Source organism: Pseudomonas sp. KB_15, assembly GCF_052114525.1.
Classification (GTDB): domain Bacteria; phylum Pseudomonadota; class Gammaproteobacteria; order Pseudomonadales; family Pseudomonadaceae; genus Aquipseudomonas.
In genome coordinates this window covers 1-432 of sequence record NZ_JBFREX010000237.1, presented here as the reverse complement: position 1 = coordinate 432, position 432 = coordinate 1, and the positions used below count along the sequence as shown (strand labels likewise).

Below are 432 nucleotides of genomic sequence, written 5' to 3'. Positions count from 1 at the left end.
GGCCCTTGGCCGGATAAGCCACCGGTTTCGACTGTGCCTGCACGCCGGCTGCGGCCAACGCGATTGCCGCGCCGAGCACCATCCCCCATCGCTTGCTGTGATGCATGATGTACCTCCTCCGGCGGGGCCATGTGCCCGCGTGTGCGGTCTCAGTATTGCAGCGCAGGGGGCGAAGTCAAATGAATTCCTTCGTGCCGCGTATTAGGCGTTTGCAGGGGTCAGGTCGGATACACCGGCTCGCATCGGATCTCGGATTTCACCGAATTGGCGATGAAGCAGGCGTCGTGCGCGGCGTGGTGCAGCTGATCGATGTCGGCGCGGGTCGGCAGGCGCTCGCCCGAGAACGTAACGTCGGGACGCAGCGTCACCACGGTCACCGCCATGCGGCCTTCGGCGGTCTTGGCCAGCGTGCCCACGGACTTGTCCACATAG

Annotated in this window: 1 protein-coding gene; it reads right to left on the bottom strand. The window is 65.0% G+C overall.

The window, feature by feature from the left end:
• Window positions 1–218 precede the first annotated feature (218 nt).
• Window positions 219–432: OsmC family protein (locus tag AB4Z35_RS30660; protein WP_442101252.1), on the bottom strand; the 214-nt coding region annotated here is incomplete at its 5' end.